The sequence below is a fragment of the Nitrosopumilus cobalaminigenes genome, assembly GCF_013407145.1.
Lineage (GTDB): Archaea > Thermoproteota > Nitrososphaeria > Nitrososphaerales > Nitrosopumilaceae > Nitrosopumilus > Nitrosopumilus cobalaminigenes.
In genome coordinates this window covers 345,302-361,415 of record NZ_CP026993.1, presented here as the reverse complement: position 1 = coordinate 361,415, position 16,114 = coordinate 345,302, and the positions used below count along the sequence as shown (strand labels likewise).

21 protein-coding genes are annotated in these 16,114 nt (G+C 35.6%); 11 read left to right on the top strand and 10 right to left on the bottom strand.

Annotated elements, in window-relative coordinates; translation table 11 throughout:
• Position 1: 1 nt before the first annotated feature.
• Positions 2-439, bottom strand: a complete 438-nt coding sequence (gene pfdA / locus C5F47_RS02065) for a prefoldin subunit alpha (protein ID WP_179361257.1) — start codon at positions 437-439, stop codon at positions 2-4.
• Between the two features lie 94 nt (positions 440-533).
• Positions 534-1,154: a superoxide dismutase gene (locus tag C5F47_RS02060; RefSeq protein WP_179361256.1), complete on the bottom strand. Its 621-nt coding sequence runs from the start codon at positions 1,152-1,154 to the stop codon at positions 534-536.
• 78 nt (positions 1,155-1,232) lie between these two features.
• Here C5F47_RS02060 and C5F47_RS02055 point away from each other — a divergent pair, with 78 nt between their 5' ends.
• Positions 1,233-3,263, top strand: coding sequence for a S8 family serine peptidase (locus tag C5F47_RS02055; RefSeq protein ID WP_246271149.1), 2,031 nt, complete (start codon positions 1,233-1,235; stop codon positions 3,261-3,263).
• A 1-nt stretch (position 3,264) separates the two neighbouring features.
• Here the strand turns inward: C5F47_RS02055 and pckA are convergent, their stop codons facing one another.
• Positions 3,265-4,869, bottom strand: coding sequence for a phosphoenolpyruvate carboxykinase (ATP) (gene pckA, locus C5F47_RS02050; RefSeq protein WP_179361751.1), 1,605 nt, complete (start codon positions 4,867-4,869; stop codon positions 3,265-3,267).
• Positions 4,870-5,018: 149 nt separating this feature from the next.
• Between pckA and C5F47_RS02045 the strand changes: the two genes are divergently transcribed.
• On the top strand, positions 5,019-5,423 hold the full coding sequence (locus tag C5F47_RS02045; protein ID WP_179361254.1) for a 50S ribosomal protein L32e: 405 nt from the start codon (positions 5,019-5,021) through the stop codon (positions 5,421-5,423).
• Entirely contained in the window at positions 5,407-5,862 is a 456-nt protein-coding gene (locus C5F47_RS02040; RefSeq protein ID WP_179361253.1) for a 50S ribosomal protein L19e, read from the top strand. The genes C5F47_RS02045 and C5F47_RS02040 overlap by 17 nt, the downstream gene beginning before the upstream one ends.
• Here C5F47_RS02040 and C5F47_RS02035 read toward each other — a convergent pair.
• Together C5F47_RS02035 and C5F47_RS02030 are read right to left on the bottom strand one after the other, a co-directional pair.
• Entirely contained in the window at positions 5,859-6,158 is a 300-nt protein-coding gene (locus tag C5F47_RS02035; RefSeq protein WP_179361252.1) for an MGMT family protein, read from the bottom strand. The two genes, C5F47_RS02040 and C5F47_RS02035, sit on opposite strands and share 4 nt — an antisense overlap.
• Positions 6,155-6,931 carry a D-aminoacyl-tRNA deacylase gene (locus tag C5F47_RS02030; RefSeq protein WP_179361251.1) on the bottom strand — a complete coding sequence of 259 codons (777 nt, stop codon included), beginning with the start codon at positions 6,929-6,931 and terminating at the stop codon, positions 6,155-6,157. Before C5F47_RS02030 ends, C5F47_RS02035 begins: the two co-directional genes overlap by 4 nt.
• Positions 6,932-6,970: 39 nt before the next feature.
• Here C5F47_RS02030 and C5F47_RS02025 point away from each other — a divergent pair, with 39 nt between their 5' ends.
• The 3 genes from C5F47_RS02025 to C5F47_RS02015 are packed head-to-tail and all read left to right on the top strand — an operon-like array spanning position 6,971 to position 8,120.
• Positions 6,971-7,144, top strand: a complete 174-nt coding sequence (locus C5F47_RS02025) for a protein translocase SEC61 complex subunit gamma (RefSeq protein ID WP_179361250.1) — start codon at positions 6,971-6,973, stop codon at positions 7,142-7,144.
• A 2-nt stretch (positions 7,145-7,146) separates the two neighbouring features.
• Entirely contained in the window at positions 7,147-7,605 is a 459-nt protein-coding gene (locus tag C5F47_RS02020; protein WP_179361249.1) for a transcription elongation factor Spt5, read from the top strand.
• Between the two features lie 35 nt (positions 7,606-7,640).
• Positions 7,641-8,120, top strand: coding sequence for a 50S ribosomal protein L11 (locus C5F47_RS02015; protein ID WP_179361248.1), 480 nt, complete (start codon positions 7,641-7,643; stop codon positions 8,118-8,120).
• Here C5F47_RS02015 and C5F47_RS02010 read toward each other — a convergent pair whose 3' ends face one another.
• Entirely contained in the window at positions 8,121-8,552 is a 432-nt protein-coding gene (locus C5F47_RS02010) for an Lrp/AsnC family transcriptional regulator (protein WP_179361750.1), read from the bottom strand.
• A gap of 192 nt (positions 8,553-8,744) precedes the next feature.
• On the opposite strand from C5F47_RS02010, the gene C5F47_RS02005 reads away from it, so the two are divergent.
• Positions 8,745-9,407, top strand: coding sequence for a 50S ribosomal protein L1 (locus tag C5F47_RS02005; RefSeq protein WP_179361247.1), 663 nt, complete (start codon positions 8,745-8,747; stop codon positions 9,405-9,407).
• Positions 9,400-10,266, top strand: a complete 867-nt coding sequence (locus C5F47_RS02000; protein ID WP_179361246.1) for a 50S ribosomal protein L10 — start codon at positions 9,400-9,402, stop codon at positions 10,264-10,266. The genes C5F47_RS02005 and C5F47_RS02000 overlap by 8 nt, the downstream gene beginning before the upstream one ends.
• A 13-nt stretch (positions 10,267-10,279) precedes the next feature.
• Here the strand turns inward: C5F47_RS02000 and C5F47_RS01995 are convergent, their stop codons facing one another.
• Complete coding sequence (locus tag C5F47_RS01995) at positions 10,280-11,035, bottom strand: hypothetical protein (protein WP_179361245.1); 756 nt, start codon at positions 11,033-11,035, stop codon at positions 10,280-10,282.
• A 258-nt stretch (positions 11,036-11,293) separates the two neighbouring features.
• On the opposite strand from C5F47_RS01995, the gene C5F47_RS01990 reads away from it, so the two are divergent.
• Both C5F47_RS01990 and C5F47_RS01985 read left to right on the top strand, forming a co-directional pair.
• Positions 11,294-11,584, top strand: a complete 291-nt coding sequence (locus C5F47_RS01990) for a P-II family nitrogen regulator (RefSeq protein WP_179361244.1) — start codon at positions 11,294-11,296, stop codon at positions 11,582-11,584.
• Between the two features lie 50 nt (positions 11,585-11,634).
• Positions 11,635-11,739, top strand: a complete 105-nt coding sequence (locus tag C5F47_RS01985) for a zinc-ribbon domain-containing protein (protein WP_179361243.1) — start codon at positions 11,635-11,637, stop codon at positions 11,737-11,739.
• Between the two features lie 40 nt (positions 11,740-11,779).
• Here the strand turns inward: C5F47_RS01985 and C5F47_RS01980 are convergent, their stop codons facing one another.
• The 3 genes from C5F47_RS01980 to C5F47_RS01970 all read right to left on the bottom strand — a co-directional run bounded on the left by C5F47_RS01980 (position 11,780) and on the right by C5F47_RS01970 (position 13,362).
• Positions 11,780-12,412, bottom strand: a complete 633-nt coding sequence (locus tag C5F47_RS01980; protein WP_179361242.1) for a trimeric intracellular cation channel family protein — start codon at positions 12,410-12,412, stop codon at positions 11,780-11,782.
• Positions 12,413-12,491: 79 nt separating this feature from the next.
• Positions 12,492-12,794 carry a 50S ribosomal protein P1 gene (gene rpl12p / locus C5F47_RS01975; protein WP_179361241.1) on the bottom strand — a complete coding sequence of 101 codons (303 nt, stop codon included), beginning with the start codon at positions 12,792-12,794 and terminating at the stop codon, positions 12,492-12,494.
• Between the two features lie 58 nt (positions 12,795-12,852).
• Positions 12,853-13,362, bottom strand: coding sequence for a hypothetical protein (locus tag C5F47_RS01970; protein WP_179361240.1), 510 nt, complete (start codon positions 13,360-13,362; stop codon positions 12,853-12,855).
• 78 nt (positions 13,363-13,440) lie between these two features.
• Here C5F47_RS01970 and alaS point away from each other — a divergent pair, with 78 nt between their 5' ends.
• Positions 13,441-16,110, top strand: a complete 2,670-nt coding sequence (gene alaS, locus C5F47_RS01965) for an alanine--tRNA ligase (protein WP_179361239.1) — start codon at positions 13,441-13,443, stop codon at positions 16,108-16,110.
• Positions 16,111-16,114: the final 4 nt, after the last annotated feature.

Below are 16,114 nucleotides of genomic sequence, written 5' to 3'. Positions count from 1 at the left end.
TCTATCCTGAAGTTGGAGGTTGTGGTGGTTGTTGCATAGCCTGCATCATTTGATTCATCTGTGCTTTTCCTTGCTCTAACCTAGAAGCTGCATCTTGTTTTTTCGCAGCAGTATCTTGTAATGCAATTTCAATTTCTTTTATTCTTGCTTCAAGATAATTAATTGCAGAAGGGAAATCTTTTTCAACTGCAACTCCTGCACCGATATTCATCACAATCTTTGAAGTTGATGAAATTTTTGTAGGAACGTATGTGCCCATTCCAATTGGGACTAGAGTTTCAGATTCAGGATTTTTTCCAAGAGACTTTATAGATTCGATTGAAGCAGTTGCTTCTCTTAAAATATTTACAAAAGTTGATTCCCTTTGGGACAAATCAGAAAAATACGTTTCAAGCATTTGCATTTGTTGCATTAGTTGTTCTGCCTGTTCTTCGCTCATTTACAACGAACATCTGTCTGATGGTTATAAATGGATTCATGATCATATGGCAAATTCAAAATAAATGAATAAAATAAAAAATAAAGAATTATCTTTATTTGGCTTTAGAGAATCTAGATTCTACTTCATCCCAATTTACAACATTCCACCAGGCTTCAATGTAGACTGGTCTTTTGTTTTGATAGTTGAGATAGTATGCATGTTCCCACACATCACAGCCTAACAATGGAACTAATCCTTCAGTTCTTGGACTAGTTTGATTTGGCATTGATTTGTATTCAACCTTTGATGTAGAAGGATTGTATACTAACCATCCCCAACCACTGCCTTGAATTACAGCTGTAGTAGATGAAAATTTCTCTTTAAAGTCAGAGAAGCTCCCAAATGAATCGTTGATTGCATCAGCAATTGATCCGCCTGGTTCACCGCCTCCGTTTGCTTTCATGTTATTCCAGAATAGCCTATGGTTATCATAACCACCACCGTTGAAATTAATTGCGCCTCTTTTGTCTTCTGGTACTGATTTGATATCAGACAAGATATCAAGAATATCTTTGTCTTGAATTTCAGCTGGACAAGTTTCAAGAGCTGCATTTAGTTTGTCAGTGTATGTTTGATGATGCTTTGTGTGATGAATCTCCATTGTTCTTGCGTCAATGTGAGGTTCTAATGCATCATAAGCATATGGCATTTCAGGAAGAGTGTATTTTCCCATGAAATCATTTGAGAATTTATTCCATTTATTGGTTTACTAAACAATTCATTTTTACTTGTTAAAATGATAAGAAAATTTGTGAAATCATTACTAATTCTTTCTTCAGTATTGATATTTTCAGGGATTTTGATTTTTTCACAATTACAAACACAAGATGACTTTGAATTATTTTTAGACCGAAGTGTTCCATATGTTGGAACAGACATTCCAAGAATTGATGGAATTGATGGAGCAGGAATAAAGATTGCAGTAATAGATACAGGTGTAGATTACAACCATCCAGATTTGTTTGGGTGGGGACCTGATGGAAAAGTCATCGGAGGGTATAATTTCATTCAGGAAAACCAACCGCCACTTGATAATAATGGTCATGGTACTCAGGTTGCAGGAGTAATAGCTGCAGATGGAGAGAAAGCAGGAGTAGCACCAAAGGCCAAGATTTTAGCTTACAAAGTTTCAGAAGACGGTGAAGGAGTATCATCAGATTTAATCATCAGAGCAATTCACAAAGCAATTGAAGATGATGCAGACATTATCAACATCAGTTTAGGAGTTAACAAAACTAATGCACTAATTGAACGTGCAGTAAATGAAGCATTAGAAAAAGAGATTTTTGTAGTTACAGCAGCTGGAAACGATGGACCAAATTTAAAATCAATTGGAAGTCCTGGAAGGAATTTTGGAAGTGTAACAGTTGGTGCAACTTATAACAATTTGACTTCAAGTTTGGTTGCAACATTAGACGTAGATGAGAAACCATATACTGTTATTCCAATGGTAGGTTCTACAAAATTAGAAGAACCATTAAAAGAAAAAATAATTTTTGCAGGTCATGGAAAAGTTGAAGATTTTGAAGATTTGGATGTAAAGGATGCAATAGTAATTGTTGAACGAGGAAGTGATGTGGAAGGACAGTTGTTGTATTTTTCAATTAAAGAAAAAAATGCTGCCAATGCAGGTGCAAAAGCTGTAATTGTTTACAATAATGTTCCCGGGATTTTTTTGGGAGAATTAATTCATGAATTCATAGAGCCAGGATACTCGCCCCGAATTCCAGTAGTATCAATTGACAGAGAAGAAGGTCTTGAAATTAAAGAATCATTAACTGAAGACACTGAAGGTGTTTTACAATTATTTTACAATCCAGACTTTATTGCACATTTTAGTTCCAGAGGACCAGTCTCTCCATTTTACATAAAGCCAGAAATTGTAGCACCTGGGGCATACATCAACACCACCCAAAATAATGCAGGATACAACTTTACCAGTGGAACTAGTTATGCGGCCCCTCATGTGAGTGGGGCAGCAGCACTATTGCTTCAAAAAAACCCAGATCTTCATCATCATGAAATTAAATCTCTGTTACTGACTACGGTAAAGCCTGTTTCAGATGCCTATGGGCAGGAATTTTCCATCCATGAGGCAGGTGCAGGAAGACTAGACATTGAAAATGCGTATAATGCAAATCTGATCATAGAGCCGCCAAACTTTGTTGGATTTGCATCATCAGATGATAAAGTTATCCAAAAACATTTCAAACTAAAAACAGTTGATGGAACATTTGGAGGAGAATTTGATGTCACATTTGATGGACCAGAATTCATAAAGTTTGATGAAGAACGTCTAGAAAAAAATATTCTAAATGTTAGAATGAGTGTACTAGAGGATAATTTTGGAGAACATGAAGGGAAGATAAGAATTGATCATCAAGGAATACAATATGTTGTTCCGTTTATTTTACATTATTCACCTGGTTCAATTTCTATGGTTCAACAAAATAATAAACTATCCTTTGATGTATATTATCCAGAAGAATGGAGTTTTACAAAAATTTCAGTGATAAACAGTAAGGATGGAAACGAACGTGTCATTACTACAACTCCAGAAAAGAAAGCATCAATTCAAGTTTATGAAAATGCAGAATACTGGATTGATGCTAAAATTAGAGTCAATGATACAACATCAAATGCGTATAATGTAATTGAAATTAATTCATTGGATGAAAATCAAAATAGAATAAACATTTTAGAAATTCCAGAGAGACAAATTCTCATCATCAGCATAGTTGTAATTGGAATTGCAGTATTTGGAATAATTAAAAGAAAATAATCTATTGTGTATATTTAGGACCAGCTTCAATTATTTCCGGTGAGACATTTTCAAATTTCTTAAAGTTCTCAACGAACATCTGAGCTAATTTCTTTGCGGACATGTCATAGGAATCCTTGTCAACCCAAGTGTTTCTTGGATCTAAAATCTCAGAAGGTACTCCTTCCACATCAGTTGGAATATCTAGATTAAACAAATCATTATGATTGTATTTGACAATATCAAGTGCTCCTGAAAGGGCAGCAGTAACCATTGCACGGCTGTATTTGATTTTGATTCTTTTTCCAACTCCATATGGGCCACCAGACCATCCAGTGTTAACTAGGTAAACTACAGTATTGTGTTGATTGATTTTTTCACCCAAGAGTTTTGCATAAACTGATGCAGGTCTAGGCATGAATGGGGCTCCAAAACACTGAGAAAATACAGATTTTGGCTCTTTGATTCCTCTTTCAGTTCCTGCCAACTTACTAGTATATCCAGACATGAAATGATACATTGCACCTTCTTTTGTTAATCGAGAAACAGGAGGCAATACTCCCAAAGCATCAGCAGTCAAAAAGACAATGACTCTAGGATTTCCTCCAACACTAGGAATTACAGCACCAGGAATGAAATCCAAAGGATAGCCAACACGAGTATTTTCAGTTAATGTGTTATCATCATAATCTGGAACACCATCATTTAACACAACATTTTCCAATAGTGCACCAGGTTTGATTGCATTCCAAATTTCAGGTTCTGCTTCTTGGCTAAGGTTGATACATTTTGCATAACATCCACCTTCAAAATTAAAAGTTCCATTATCAGACCAACCATGTTCATCATCACCAATTAATTTTCTATTAGGATCTGCTGAAAGGGTAGTTTTACCAGTACCAGATAATCCAAAGAACAATGCAGTATCTCCTTTTTCACCAATATTTGCAGAACAATGCATTGGGAAAATACCACGGTCAGGCAACAAGAAATTCATTACACCAAACATTGACTTTTTCATTTCACCAGCATATTCAGTTCCACCAATCAAAACTATTTTTCTTGTCAAATCAATTAGGATAAAGACATCAGTTCTTGTTCCATCAATTTCAGGATCTGCTACAAAATCATTAATACATAAAATAGTAAATTCAGGTTCGTGTTTTTCTAATTCTTCATTAGAAGGTTTGATGAATAAATTACTTGAAAACATACTTTGCCAAACATGATCATTGATTACTCTGATAGGTAAACGATTATCAGGATCAGCACCTACAAAACCATCAAAGACAAAAAGTTCTTTGTTATCAACAAAGTCCTTCATTTTTTCAAAAAGTTTTTCAAATTTACCACTTGGGAATTGATGGTTAATTGGTCCCCAATCAATGGTATCGTGGGTTTTATCATCATATACGATAAATCTATCATCAGGGGATCTGCCAGTATATTTTCCAGTATTGACTGAAAGTGAGCCTGTTGAGTTGACAACGCCTTCTTTGCGTTCAACTGCCAATTTCACCATATCATCGACACTTAGGTTTCTGTGGACTTTGGATGGTTTGATTCCAAAGGCTTCTAATTGTGATGAGAATTTTTCAGTTGCTGCAGTACCAAGTACTTGGGTCAGAGGATTATGCCTCCAAAAATACTATAGTCAATCCCAGGCTGGTTCATGAGATATTCGATCCGCCCTAAGTTTCCTTATTATCTTTTTCTTATAGCAAATTTTCTTCCCGTCTAGGAACGTATTTATTCCAAAATTCAAGACTCAAACTTATGACGATCAACAAAGATCTACTGGCAAAGAGACAAGAAGTAAAAGAGAACAATCCAGACTTTGTCAGACCAGAAAGTTGGCGTTATGTTAGACTTCAAACCAATTGGAGAAAACCAAAAGGTATTGATCACCACCAAAGAAAACAAAAAAGCAGAGGCCGTCCAGGTCTTGTAAAAGTTGGATATGGTGGACCAAAAGCATCAAGAGGATTGCATCCATCAGGATTTACAGATAACCTAGTTTACAATTTGAGTGATTTAGAAAAATTAGACCCAAAGAAAGATGGAGTAAGATTCGGTCACAGTGTTGGTACTAAGAAAAGAAAAGAGATTATTGTAAAAGCAATTGAACAAAAATTCAAAATATTTAATGCGAGAGTGAGTGCAAGTGGTAGTAAATCTTAAAGCTAAAAAAAGACTCGCAGCCAGAGTAACTGGTGTCGGAGTTCATAGAATTAGATTCGATACAGACCATCTAGATGATATTGCTGATGCAATTACAAGAGAAAATATTCGTAGTCTAATTACAGCAAATACAATTAAAATTAAATCATTTACCGGTACTTCAAAAGGTAGAGCTCATGAAAAGAAAGCTCAGAAAAACAAAAGAGGTACAACTCAAGGTTCCAAACAAGGAAGAAAAGGAGCAAGAGTAGGTAAGAAAGAAGTCTATGTTGCAAAGGTTCGTGCATTAAGACGATTATTGAAAATTGCAAAAGACAGAAAAGATTTGACTAATCCAGAATTCTGGGCACTATACAAGAAAGTAGGTGGTAACACTGTCAGAAACAAAGCACACCTCAGACTCTTGATGGATGAGATTAGAGAAAAACGAAAAGATTAGAATCTATAAATTAAATTTTCAGAGTCGACAATTTTTCCATTTTCAATTTCAATTCCTTCATCATTTAGCATCTTAGTTTTGACATGTTCTCCATAGGCATATCCACCAATCTTTCCAGTAGACATTACAACTCTATGGCAGGGAATGATTACAGGATAGGGGTTTTTGTTCATAATTTTTCCAACAGTTCTTTGGCCATTTTTTAATCCAACAGCTTTTGCTAGTTCCCCATAAGTTGTGACTTTTCCTTTAGGAACTTCAAGTAATTTTTTGTAAATCTTTTGCTGCAGATTCAAAGATGTATTACCTCAAGATCTGTAGAATCTAAAAGGTCAAGTACTTTTTGTTTGTTTGAACCCAATCCTTTCCAATCCAAAAGAGCAGCTTTTGCCATACTGTTTTGCTCAAGAATATGAGAAAATAATTTTTCATCGAGTTCATCTAATGCATGTTTTGGAACAACTGTACCAAGTGCAAATTTGCCATGTAGCAATTCTTCTGTGAATTTTGAAGGATAGTGAGTTCCGCCAAAACAAATAGCGACTGGATGTTCCGGGATAGGCTGAGACATTACTTGGTGAACTAGTACTGCTATTGAGTTACATAATGATTCATCAGTCCATTGTTTTTCAGTAGTTCCAATTTCAATAAAGATTGAAGGTTTGGATAATGCAGTAGGCCCATGATGAGTTGCCTCTATTGTTATTTGAAAATCAGAGAATTGTGACTGGTTTTTCTCTAATGTCTGAAGATAAATTTTTTGAAGGTCAGGTTTAGGGACTGCAACTTGTCTATCATTTCCACCAAATTTTGCAGTGGAGAAATTTCCAGTACTATGACAAGTCAAAGCTAGTACTCCAGATTCAGCCGCATGTTTTGAGAGAAAAACAAATCCATCATAATCATATTTTTCTTCTAACCAATCAGCAGAAATTGCAGGAGTTGGAATAATTACTAAATCATAATATTTTCCACGAAAAACATCACCGTCCAATTTCATTTCTTTTGAAAGAAATTTTGCCATATTGTGACCTGCAGGGTCATCTTGATACGCAACCAGTAATTCCATGAGATAAGAGATATAAGGACACCTTATTAATTTCCAGCAATGAACCCTAGGCAGACTTTGAAAAACATGGCCAACACCATGAAAATGGCAAAAAAACCAGACAAAGATGAGTATCAACAGCACCTTAGACTCGTTTTGTTAGGAATTGCCGGTGTAGGATTAATCGGTTTTACAATTCAGTTTGTCTTTTCTGTAATTACGTTTGGTAGATAACATTGTCAGAGGAAATAAAATCACACTTGTTTGCAATTAGAACCACTGGAGGTCAAGAGAAAGTGGTAATGAGATTATTAGAAGCAAAGGCCAATGCAAATCAAATTAACATTCAATCAGTATTTTGGGTAAATGATCTTAAAGGATATGTTGTAATTGAAGCAATCAATCCTAGTGATGCATATTTGGCAGTAGAAGGAGTCAGACACATCAGAGGTCAATTAAGAGGAGAATTAGAATTCAAAGATATCGAAGGATACCTTGTCAAGAAATCAACAGTTTCACAATTAACAGTAGATAATGTAGTAGAAATTACAGGCGGTCCATTCAAGGGAATGAAGGCAACAATTACCAGAATTGATGTCGAAAAAGAAGAGGCAACTGTAGTTTTGTTAGATGCATCATACCAATTACCAGTCACAGTAGACGCAAACTACCTAAAGATGTCAACTGAGGGTTAGGAAGGATTAAATTTTCATTTAGAGTTTGATTTAACATGGGAGAACAAAAAGTATCATCACTTGTAACAGGCGGAGGAGCATCAGCAGGTCCACCTTTAGGTCCAGCATTGGGTCCACTTGGAGTCAATATCATGGAAGTCATCAATGCAATTAATGAAAAAACTAAAGACTTTGAAGGAATGAAAGTTCCAGTTACAGTAATTGTCGATACTGATTCAAAAAAGTATGAAATTGAAGTCGGAATTCCATCAGCTGCAGCACTCATTATGAAAGAAGCAGGAATCACAAAAGGTTCAGGCGCATCAGGTACAGAATGGGTTGGCGATGTAACTATGGATTCAATTGTTAAAGTTGCAAATACAAAACTGGAGAAATCTTATGCATCTTCATTAAAGTCAGTTGCAAAAACAGTCATTGGAACATGTCTTCCATTGGGAGTCAAAGTAGAAGGAAAGACTCCAAAAGAAATTACTGCCGAAGTAAACGAAGGCAAATGGGATGCAAAATTCCAATAATTATTGAGTAAGATAAACAGGTTCTTTGTCGGTTTTTTGTAATTCTACAAATGTTTCAGTATTCTGAATTCCTTCAATTTTACCAATTTTTTCAATTACTACTGAATGAAGGGCCTCCAAATTCTTTGCATATACCTTAATCATAATATCAAATCTGCCTGTTACCTCAGAAATAGAAACAACCTCATTAGTTTCCATGAATTTTTTATGAATTGAATCCTTAAACTTTGGATCTCGATTAATGCCTACAGATGCTTTGACTCCTATTCCTAAAAGAGAATCATCAATTTCAATAGTGAATTTCTTGATGAGTTTCTTCTTCATCAATCTCTTAATTCTACTGTACAATACAGATGCATTAATTCCAAGTTTTTTTGATAGTGTAGGAACAGAAATAGAGCCATCAGCGGTCAACTCATAAAGTAATTTCATATCCAATTCATCAAATCGATGCAACGTATTCGAAAAACATGGTTCTGATTTAATATATGTAGGTTTTCAGCATAAATTCCACCGTATTTGTAATAAATTTAGCAAAAATGTGTAATTTTTTAAAATAAATGATTGGTAAAAAAGACAAACCTCTAAACGATTTTAAGTAGGCTTTCTGGAAAATTGTTCGTAATGATTACAGACGCTCAGCTTACTGAAATGGTTCAGGCAGCAAGATCTTCAACTAAAGAGAGAAAATTCAAACAATCAGTAGAGTTAATCATAACTTTCAAAGATATTGATGTAAAGAAAGGCTTTGCAATTAACGAAGTTGTTCAACTTCCAAAAACAAGTTCTCCGGCAACTGTTTGTATTATTGCCACAGGAGATATGAATCAAAAAGCAAAAGCTGCTAAAGCAGATTCTGTAATTGGAACAGAAGAATTAGAGAAATTCGGAGCTAACAAAAGAGAATCTAGAAAATTCATTAACAAATATGATTTCTTTTTGGCAGATACCAAAGTCATGCCAACTGTCGGTAAAACATTAGGTCAGCTTTTAGGTCCAAGAGGAAAAATGCCAACACCAGTTCCTTTTGATGCATCTATTGAAGCATTCTTAGAAAGATTTAGATCTTGTATCAAAGTAAGAACAAGAGCATCACTATCAATTTCATCCAAAATTGGAGACGTATCAATGGATGATGCAGATTTGGTAATTAACGCACATACAGTTCTCAATGCAATTGAAAAGAAATTACCAAACGGTGAGAAAAACATGAAAAAGATTTTGATTAAAACTACAATGGGTAAGCCAGTAAAACAAGCACAAGAGGTTAAGAAGAAATATGCATGAAAATAGAACTGCTTATCCTAAAAGAAAAACCCAAATGTATCAACAACTAACAGAGCTGCCAAAAAAATACAAAGTAATGTCAATTATCCAAATGAGAAAGGTTCGTTCAACTCAAATTTTACCATTAAGAAAAACACTCAAAGGCCAAGTGGAATTTGTTTGTGTTAAAGATAAAGTTGCAGCAAAAGCTCTTGAAACACTAGACGTTCCAGGAATCAAAGACATGGTTAGCGAACTCAAGGGCCAGATCATGTTCATATTTACAGACATGTCACCATTCAAGCTAAACGTTCTTCTTGCCAAAAACAAAATCATGATGGCAGCAAGAGGTGGAGATATTGCAAGTATCGACATTGTAGTTCCTGCAAAAAATACAGGTATTGCACCAGGTCCAATGCTTACAGAATTCAAGGAAGCTGGCATTCCAACAAAAATTGATCAAGGAACAATTTGGATTGCAAAGGACAGTACTCCAGTGAAAAAGGGTGAGGCAATCAATGAAAAATTGGCATCAATTCTAGGTAAATTAGATATCAAACCAGTAGAGGCAGGAATTACACTTTCCTCAGCATTAGAAGACGGTCTAAAGTATGCAGAAGCAGAAATGATTATCGATGTTGAGAAGATAAGAAACGCCTTTGCTCAATCACACCAAGAAGCAGTAACATTGTCTATCGAGGCAGGATACATTACTGCAGACAACATCTCACAAATTCTCAGCAAAGCATCAGGAAATGCCCGCTCTTTGTCAATAGAGTCTGGATTTATGACTGATGAAACTAAAGAGCAAATCTTGCAAAAAGCAGATGCACAGGCAAAAGGCGTTGCAGGCCAAGCAAAAGATTACACCCCAGCATAAAATCTAAATTATTTTAATCACTGTTTACTTCGTTTTTCTGTTTATTGTATTTGTTGAATCCTTCTTGGTTGTACCCATCTTTGTCATAACCCAAGTGATCATATCCTTGTCCATCATACCCGTTACTATCAAACCCATCTTCATCGAATCCGTCTAAATTGAATCCATTTTCATCGAATCCGTCTTCATCATACCCGTTACTATCAAATCCATCTTTATTGTATCCATTTTTATCATAACCATTTTTGTCGTATCCTTTTTTGTCATATCCCTCTAGGTCATACCCGTCTTTGCTAAACCCGATTTTGTTAAGTCCATTTTTGTCATATCCATTTTTGTCATATCCGTTTTTGTCATAACCATCTTTGTTGTATCCCTTTTTGTTAAACCCGTCATTATCAAAAGCAATTTTTGTATCTATGTGAATTCCATCTAAAGAAAAACCCCGATTATCATAACCGTCTTTGTTGTATCCTTTTTTGTCATATCCGTTTTTGTTAAATCCATCTTTGTTGTAACCCTTGAAATCAAATCCATCTTCATCATACCCGTCTTTGAATCCTTTTTTGTCATATCCGTTTTTGTCATATCCTTTTTTGTTAAATCCATTTTTGTTGTATCCCTTTTTGTCATATCCGTTTTTGTTGTATCCATCCTTACCATACCCATTTTTGTCGTATCCTTTTTTATCATACCCATTTTTGTCAAAACCATCTAGATCATATCCATGCTCGTCAAATGTGCGACTAAATCTATCAAATAATCCCATAACAGAATTTCATGAATTCAATTCAGATAAGCGTTTCACATCAAATGTGTTAACTTTGAGAAATTAAGCAAAAGACCTTAAAATGAAACTAAACTGAGGCGTTTAGTAAAATGGTACTGGTCTTTCACTTGTTAGAATTAACACGTTGTTGAATTTATTGTTGGCGATCATATCGTAAACAATTTTCTTGAGAGCATCCGATTTACAAATTTTCACAATCTTAAATATGATTGAGCGTAAACAAGTGGAATGAAAAGATTGGCAGTACTAGTAAAAAATGAAAAGGCTGATGCAGTGGTTGGTTCCCTGAGAGAACTTGGTCTTGATGCCATAATATATGATGTCAAGAGTGCAGGTAAAGAAACAGAACAAACACGTTCTGGTAGAGGAACAAGTGCTACAAGTTCACACCTTCCACGAAAAATAATAGCTACAATAGTAGATTCAGAAAAGGTTCAATCCACATCTGATGCAATAAAGAAATCTATTGGTGGCAACAGTAAAGGTGTGATAATTGTCACAGCTGTGGATGATTTCATCCCATTCTAATTTTTTGTTTAGAAAAGATTGTTTAAATTAAATAATGTGCTAGATATTTTGTGAAACCTCAGTCCTGTAGAAAATGTGGAAAAGAATTACTACAAAATCAAAGAACTTGTTCTCATTGTGGCAAGGATAGTGGTTATGATGATACAGAGATTTAGAATCTTAAACTAAAGCAGTCCATTTTGAGCCTAAAATGGTTCAAATTTCTCGAACCTTTGGCAGATTCCAATTAAACTTCATTGCAAGTAATCGGATTCCAGTTGCTGCAACAATTCCAATTACAGATGCAATCTGTACATCTACACCAGATGACAGCATTGCATAAAATATTACAATTCCAATGATACTTGCAATTGCATACACTTCTTTTACAAATACGATAGGAATTTCTCTAACAAAGACATCTCGCAATATTCCGCCACCAATTGCAGTAATCATTCCTCCAAAGAGCATTGGAAGAAATTCCAATCCAACAACTTGGTATGCAATTGATGCTCCCAAAATTGAAAAGACTCCAAGACCAACTGCATCAAAGACCAACCAGATGTTCATTCGTTTCTGAAGTTTTCTAAATAAAAAGAACATTACAACTCCAACTGCTACTGTCAATCCAACATAGATTGGATCAGAAAAGGCAGTTGGAAATCGTCCAAAAATAACATCACGGGTTACTCCACCACCTACTCCAACTACAGTAGCTAGTACGATGATTCCAAAAATATCTGCCTTGTGTGCAATTGCCTTTGAAGCTCCGGTAACTGCAAAAGCTATCGTACCCAAGTAATCCAAAATGCTAATGAACCCATCTATAGGAAAAGAGAAATCAACCAATCACTACAAACTGAGAGCTAGGAGTAATTAAGATTAACAAAAATAAAGATCAAAATTAAATTGATAAAAGAAAAGTTGATTAGCCAAATAAGGAAGACAATCCTTCCATGGCTGCTTCTTCGTTTTTAGGTTCTTCTTTCTTCTTCTCTTCTTTTGCCGGTGCATCTGCTGCTGCATCTGCTGCTGGTGCGGCTGCTGCAACTGCTACTGGGGCGGCTTTAACTGCCTCATCAATGTTAACATCGGCTAAGGCTGCAACTAGAGATTTAACTTGGGCTTCATTAACGTCAGCACCAGAAGCTTTGACTACTGATGTGAGGTTTGCCTCGTTAACTTCTTTGTCTAGTTTGTGAAGAAGTAAAGCAGCGTAAACATATTCCATTGTATCGAGATTTTCTTAGGGCATAATATAAAACTATGGAGAAGTTACGCCTGAAATTTTAGTTTAGGATTTTCAAACTTCTGCAAACAGCATATACTGTTCGTTTAAGATTAGGATCAGTCAAAGTATCCTTTCTGCTTCTCAAAACTCGTTTTGCCTCATCCCTTTCAGGACCTTCAGGTAATGACAATACAGTATTGAAAAATTCAGGTAATGATTCACGAATCCATCCATCAAGCATTGAGTAAACTTTTGGTGGAAGAATATCACATTTATCAACATCAAGATCTAATACTTCGGCATAATTTTCATGTTCAACTCTATACACTAGAGCTAGTACCACATTGTCAGGAGTTGGATGTTCTAAAACTTCTCTTGAGCGCTCACCTGTTTTGTCTTGAGCAATCTTGTTTTTCAAACCAACTGGATTTACTATTACTCCATTGACACCAACTTTTCTCCCATCAACACCAGTAACTATTCCAAAAATAAAGTCATTAAATTCACCATTTTTTTTAATAGAGAAAACAGGAGTACCTTCTTTCAACTTTGGTTTCTTGCCAAACATGGATAGATTGTGATGTATAGTGTATTTAATGTATTATTAATCGACAATTCTTAATATCGGTATCAAGCAGCCTCATCGTTGGATAAAAGTCAGATTCTAAAAGAATTTTCAGCAGATCCTGAAAAATACTATAATGTCAAATTATTCCAAGAGCAAGGATTTATCAGAAAATCTTGTGCCAAATGTGGCAGATTCTTTTGGACTCTAAATGCTGATAGAGATTTGTGTCCTGATGATGGATTGGACACTTATTCGTTCATTGGTGAGCCTCCTACTTCAAAAAGATTTGATTATACTCAAGCATGGAAACAAGTTGAAGAGTTTTTTGTAAAAAATAATCACACGTCAGTTAGTCGATACCCAGTTGTTTGTAGATGGCGAGATGATTTGTTTTTTACAATTGCATCAGTTGTTGACTTTCAAAGAATTATGGGAAGCAAAGTTGTTTTCGAGTTTCCTGCCAACCCTCTAGTTGTTCCACAGACTTGTTTGAGATTCAAAGATTTAGAAAATGTAGGAGTTACAGGTAGACACTTTTCGAGTTTCTGTATGATAGGACAACACAGTGTTCCAGACTTAGGGGGATATTGGAAGGACGAATGTGTTGATTTAGATTTTAGATTACTAACTAATCAATTTGGAATTAAAAAAGAAGAAGTCGTCTTTGTAGAGGACGTTTGGGCAGGTGGTGGTTCATTTGGGCCATCACTGGAATACTTTGTTCGAGGATTAGAATTAGGAAATGCAGTATTTACTGAATTCCAAGGAGAACTAGGACAACACACTACATTAGACCAGCGAGTCATAGACATGGGTGCAGGATTGGAGAGATTTGCATGGATTACCATGGGAACACCTACTGCGTATGACTGTTGTTTTGGTCCAATTAATGGGAAATTATTTGAGAAAATTGGAATTGATTCAGATTCTGATATTTTGAAAAAATACTTTACAGAAATTGCAAAAGAGATTGATCATTATGATGACTTGAATCAAGTAAGACGTCTTGCAGTGAAAAATGCAGGAATTACAGATGATCAGTTAAACAAAATGATTACACCACTAGAAGGAGTCTATCTAATTGCAGACCACTTGAGAACTTTGATTTTTGCAATTACTGATGGTGCTTTACCATCAAACGTTGGTGGAGGATACAACTTGAGAATGATGTTGCGAAGAATCAATGGAACGATAAACCGATTGAATCTAAAACTAGACATTGATGATTTGATAGATACTCACATTGACTATCTCAAGGATACCTATCCAGAGCTTGATGAGAAAAGAGAAGACGTCAAGGCAATACTCAAGCTAGAGTCTGCAAGGTATGAGGATTCTAAAATTCACATGAAGAAAAAGGCTGAAAAGATTCGCGAGAGAGGCACACCATCAGTGGATGAACTCATCACACTTTACGAATCAGATGGCATTACACCTGAATATCTCAAAGAAGTTGATGCCATTTCTGAAATCCCCTCACAGTTTTACTCTAAACTATCTGATTTGCACCAGTCTGAAAAGAAAAAGGCAATTGCAGAACTTCCACTAGAAGAGTTGCCTGAAACTGAGACTCTATTTTACAAAGATGACCCAATGGAGTTTGATGCCAAAGTCATCAAGGTCTTTGATGATCAAGTGGTATTGGATAGAACTTCATTTTATGCTAGAGGTGGAGGACAGGAACCTGACTATGGTAGCATTGCAGGATTCAAAGTGGTTAATGTAGATAAACATGCAAACATTATCGTTCACAAGCTAGAAGGTGGCGTACCAAAAGAAGGAGAAACGGTATCTTGTAAAGTAGATGAGACACGTCGTGCAAACATTACAAAAAACCACACCAGTACCCACATCATCAATGCATCATCAAGAGGAGTATTAGGTTCATGGATTTGGCAACACTCTGCATTCAAAGACGATGATCATGCCAGATTAGACATTACACATCACTCTTCACTAACTGATGAACAAGTAAAACAGATTGAAGAAGCAGCTAACAAAATGGTAAAAGAGAACTATCCAGTGAATATCGATTACTATGATAGAGGAACTGCAGAGCAAAAGTATGGATTTAGAATTTATCAGGGCGGGGTAGTTCCAGTGAAATCAGTACGTATTGTATCAATTGAAGATAAAGACATTGAAGCTTGTGGTGGAACACATGTAAAGAAAACAGGAGATATCGAACTAATCAAAATTACAAAGACTAAACGAATTCAAGATGGAGTAGTTAGAATAGAGTTTGTTTCAGGTCCTACTGCATTCCAATATGTAAAAGACCAAGAAGAAGAATCTAAAAAACAAGCTGAAGAGGCAATTGCAAAAGAAAAATTGGAGAAACAAAGAGAAGAAAATAAAGAAAAAGCAAGAGAGCAGATTCCAATTTTACTAGAGAAGATAATTTCAGGAGAATCAGTTGAATCGGATGGAATTAGCACAAAGGGGAAATTGTGTTTTACATCTAGTGAAAATTATGATGATTTCTTCATTCAGAACTTTGGAAAGAAGCTAGTTGCCAAAGATGAAGCAGCTGCATTTTGTGGAATTTTTGAAGCTGATCCTACAGTTCGTGTAATAATATTTGCAGGAGAGCAATCAGGCGTAAATGCAGGTGAAATAGCCAAAGAAATAGCCTCAATTTTGGGCGGTTCTGGTGGTGGTGATGCCAAGTTTGCTCAGGGGGGAGGAAAAGACACATCTAAAAAAGAGCAGGCAATAGCCAAAGCAAAATCAATGATTTTAGGATAATACT

Excerpts from the sequence above, each read along its gene's own strand:
- pfdA (WP_179361257.1), bottom strand. The coding sequence starts at position 439 with ATGAGCGAAGAACAGGCAGAACAACTAATGCAACAAATGCAAATGCTT.
- C5F47_RS02060 (WP_179361256.1), bottom strand. The coding sequence starts at position 1,154 with ATGGGAAAATACACTCTTCCTGAAATGCCATATGCTTATGATGCATTA.
- C5F47_RS02045 (WP_179361254.1), top strand. The coding sequence starts at position 5,019 with ATGACGATCAACAAAGATCTACTGGCAAAGAGACAAGAAGTAAAAGAG.
- C5F47_RS02030 (WP_179361251.1), bottom strand. The coding sequence starts at position 6,931 with ATGGAATTACTGGTTGCGTATCAAGATGACCCTGCAGGTCACAATATG.
- C5F47_RS02025 (WP_179361250.1), top strand. The coding sequence starts at position 6,971 with ATGAACCCTAGGCAGACTTTGAAAAACATGGCCAACACCATGAAAATG.
- C5F47_RS02015 (WP_179361248.1), top strand. The coding sequence starts at position 7,641 with ATGGGAGAACAAAAAGTATCATCACTTGTAACAGGCGGAGGAGCATCA.
- C5F47_RS02010 (WP_179361750.1), bottom strand. The coding sequence starts at position 8,552 with ATGAAATTACTTTATGAGTTGACCGCTGATGGCTCTATTTCTGTTCCT.
- C5F47_RS02005 (WP_179361247.1), top strand. The coding sequence starts at position 8,745 with ATGATTACAGACGCTCAGCTTACTGAAATGGTTCAGGCAGCAAGATCT.
- C5F47_RS02000 (WP_179361246.1), top strand. The coding sequence starts at position 9,400 with ATGCATGAAAATAGAACTGCTTATCCTAAAAGAAAAACCCAAATGTAT.
- C5F47_RS01995 (WP_179361245.1), bottom strand. The coding sequence starts at position 11,035 with ATGGGATTATTTGATAGATTTAGTCGCACATTTGACGAGCATGGATAT.
- rpl12p (WP_179361241.1), bottom strand. The coding sequence starts at position 12,794 with ATGGAATATGTTTACGCTGCTTTACTTCTTCACAAACTAGACAAAGAA.
- C5F47_RS01970 (WP_179361240.1), bottom strand. The coding sequence starts at position 13,362 with ATGTTTGGCAAGAAACCAAAGTTGAAAGAAGGTACTCCTGTTTTCTCT.